Below are 3,117 nucleotides of genomic sequence, written 5' to 3' on the forward strand. Positions count from 1 at the left end.
GGCCGTCACGGGAGGGGGGGGGGGGGGGGGGGGGGGGGGGGAGAGGGGAGGTGGGGGGGGGAGAAGAGGGGGGGGGGGAGGCCACTGTCGTCTCCCCCCCCCCCCCCCCTCTTCTGTCTTTTCGCCTCTTCGCGTCTCTGCCTCTTCGCCTCAGATACGGACCTGGACGGCGCGGGCCAGCCGGTCGTGCAGGCCGCGGCCGTCGCGGTCCCAGACCAGGGCCGGGATCACCAGGCAGACCAGCACGCTCCGGACGATCACCCGCCCGAACGTCAGCCGGCCACCGCTCTCGGCGACGACCCTGATGCCCAGGATGCGCTTGCCCGGCGTGCAGCCGATGGTGCCGACGGTGAGCACGCTCAGCACGAGGAAGATGCCCAGCGCCCAGTTTCCGGCCGCCTGCTGGTCACCGCGAGCGAACAGCCCGTATGCGATCAGCAGGCACAGGGCCCAGTCGATGAAGATCGCGCCGAACCGCCGGCCGAGCGGTGCCACGGAACCCGGCCCGTGCTCGGGCAGGCCGAGCCGCTTGCCCCGGTAGCCGAAGTCGGCCCCCATCTCCTCGGCGGCCGCGCGCGGCCCGGAGAGCCACGATCCGATTACTTGCCTGTTGTCCACCCGAACACGGTACTGCGCCCGCCCGAGCGCCCGGCCGGGCGGGTGCCGCTACCGGCCCCCGGAGCGACCGGAACGCGGGCCCTGGACCGGCCACGAGGTGCCGGTCACACCCGGCTCGGTTAACTTCTGCGAAACAAATGGGTCATGCTTGAGAAATCCGGTCTGCCTATGGTCGGGTCCAGCGTGTGCCACCGCACTGGCCGCACCACGAGCTACAACCCCGTCCCTCCCGGGCCGGGAGTAGGAGGAGTTGGATGTTCCAGAACGCCGACGACGCGAAGAAGTACATCGCCGACAATGACGTCAAGTTCATCGATGTCCGGTTCTGTGACCTGCCCGGTGTGATGCAGCACGTCACCGTCCCGGCGGCGACCTTCGACCCGGCCGACGAGCTTGCCTTCGACGGCTCGTCGATCCGCGGCTTCCAGGCCATCCACGAGTCCGACATGGCACTGCGCGCGGACCTGTCGACCGCCCGGGTCGACCCCTTCCGCCGCGACAAGACCGTCAACATCAACTTCTTCATCCACGACCCGATCACCGGCGAGCAGTACAGCCGTGACCCGCGGAACGTGGCCAAGAAGGCCGAGGCGTACCTCGCCTCCACCGGCATCGCCGACACCGCGTACTTCGGTCCCGAGGCCGAGTTCTACGTCTTCGACAACGTCCGCTTCCAGACGTCGGCGAACGAGAGCTTCTACCACATCGACTCCGAGGCCGGCGCCTGGAACACCGGTGCGGTCGAGAACAACCGCGGCTACAAGGTCCGCTACAAGGGCGGTTACTTCCCGGTCCCGCCGGTCGACCACTTCGCCGACCTGCGTGCCGAGATGTCCCTGGAGCTGGAGAACAGCGGCCTCCAGATCGAGCGCCAGCACCACGAGGTCGGCACCGCCGGCCAGGCGGAGATCAACTACAAGTTCAACACGCTGCTCGCCGCGGCCGACGACCTGATGCTCTTCAAGTACATCGTGAAGAACGTCGCCTGGCGCAACGGCAAGACCGCGACCTTCATGCCGAAGCCGATCTTCGGCGACAACGGCTCGGGCATGCACGTCCACCAGTCCCTGTGGGCCGGCGGCGACCCGCTGTTCTACGACGAGCAGGGCTACGCGGGCCTCTCCGACATGGCCCGCTACTACATCGGCGGCATCCTCAAGCACGCCCCGTCGCTGCTGGCGTTCACCAACCCGACGGTGAACTCCTACCACCGCCTGGTCCCCGGCTTCGAGGCCCCGGTCAACATGGTGTACTCGCAGCGCAACCGCTCGGCCGCGATGCGTATCCCGATCACGGGCTCCAACCCGAAGGCCAAGCGCGTCGAGTTCCGCGCCCCGGACCCGTCGTCCAACCCGTACCTGGCCTTCTCCGCGCTGCTGATGGCGGGCCTCGACGGCATCAAGAACAAGATCGAGCCCGCCGAGCCGATCGACAAGGACCTCTACGAGCTGGCTCCCGAGGAGCACGCGAACGTCCAGCAGGTCCCGACCTCCCTCCCGGCCGTCCTGGACGCGCTGGAAGCGGACAACGAGTACCTCCAGGCCGGTGGTGTCTTCACGTCCGACCTGATCGAGACCTGGATCGACTACAAGCGCACCAACGAGATCGCCCCGATCCAGCTGCGCCCGCACCCGCACGAGTTCGAGCTGTACTTCGACCTCTAAGGAGCGGGTTCCCGACCTCTGAAGAGCGGGGTCGGGTGATCCGGGACTGGCACCGGAGGAGCAGAACCCGGCACGACAGCCGGGGCGTCGGCCTGGCCCGCTCCGGATCGGACGCACCACACAGGTTCATGAGCCCTCATCGAGAAACCGATGAGGGCTCATGGGCGATGGGCGATCCAGGCCGACGATCAACTATCGGGCGCGGGACACCGGCAGGGGGCTCGCGCCTGCGTCAGCCCGGACTCGTCGCCTGCAGGAAAAGGAATCACAGAGCCGGCGCCATCACTGGTTGCTCGCCGGTTCCGGTACCGGATTGCATGGCCCCCGTCGCGGTGCCCGGAGCAGTCGTCCCGCCACCGGTACCCGGAGCAGTCGTGCCACCACCGGTACCCGGAGCAGTCGTCCCGCCACCGGTACCCGGAGCAGTCGTCCCGCCACCGGTACCCGGAGCAGTCGTGCCACCACCGGTACCCGGAGCAGTCGTCCCGCCACCGGTACCCGGAGCAGTCGTCCCGCCACCGGTACCCGGAGCAGTCGTGCCACCACCGGTACCCGGAGCAGTCGTCCCGCCACCGGTACCCGGAGCAGTCGTCCCGCCACCGGTACCCGGAGCAGTCGTGCCACCACCGGTACCCGGAGCAGTCGTCCCGCCACCGGTACCCGGAGCAGTCGTCCCGCCACCGGTACCCGGAGCAGTCGTGCCACCACCGGTACCCGGAGCAGTCGTCCCGCCACCGGTACCCGGAGCAGTCGTCCCGCCACCGGTACCCGGAGCAGTCGTGCCACCACCGGTACCCGGAGCAGTCGTCCCGCCACCGGTACCCGGAGCAGTCGT

The 3,117-nt window shown here is 68.9% G+C and carries 3 protein-coding genes; 1 reads left to right on the plus strand and 2 read right to left on the minus strand.

The window, feature by feature from the left end:
- Positions 1-150 precede the first annotated feature (150 nt).
- Entirely contained in the window at positions 151-618 is a 468-nt protein-coding gene (locus tag ACFVX4_RS01060) for an RDD family protein (protein ID WP_266420180.1), read from the minus strand.
- Between the two features lie 254 nt (positions 619-872).
- On the opposite strand from ACFVX4_RS01060, the gene glnA reads away from it, so the two are divergent.
- Positions 873-2,282, plus strand: a complete 1,410-nt coding sequence (gene glnA, locus ACFVX4_RS01065) for a type I glutamate--ammonia ligase (protein ID WP_093543302.1) — start codon at positions 873-875, stop codon at positions 2,280-2,282.
- 282 nt (positions 2,283-2,564) lie between these two features.
- Here glnA and ACFVX4_RS01070 read toward each other — a convergent pair.
- Positions 2,565-3,117, minus strand: a 553-nt coding sequence (locus tag ACFVX4_RS01070) for a hypothetical protein (RefSeq protein ID WP_389970538.1), incomplete at its 5' end; no start/stop codon positions are given.

The sequence above is a fragment of the Streptomyces sp. NPDC058240 genome (assembly GCF_042882135.1).
In the GTDB taxonomy this organism is placed as follows: domain Bacteria; phylum Actinomycetota; class Actinomycetes; order Streptomycetales; family Streptomycetaceae; genus Streptomyces.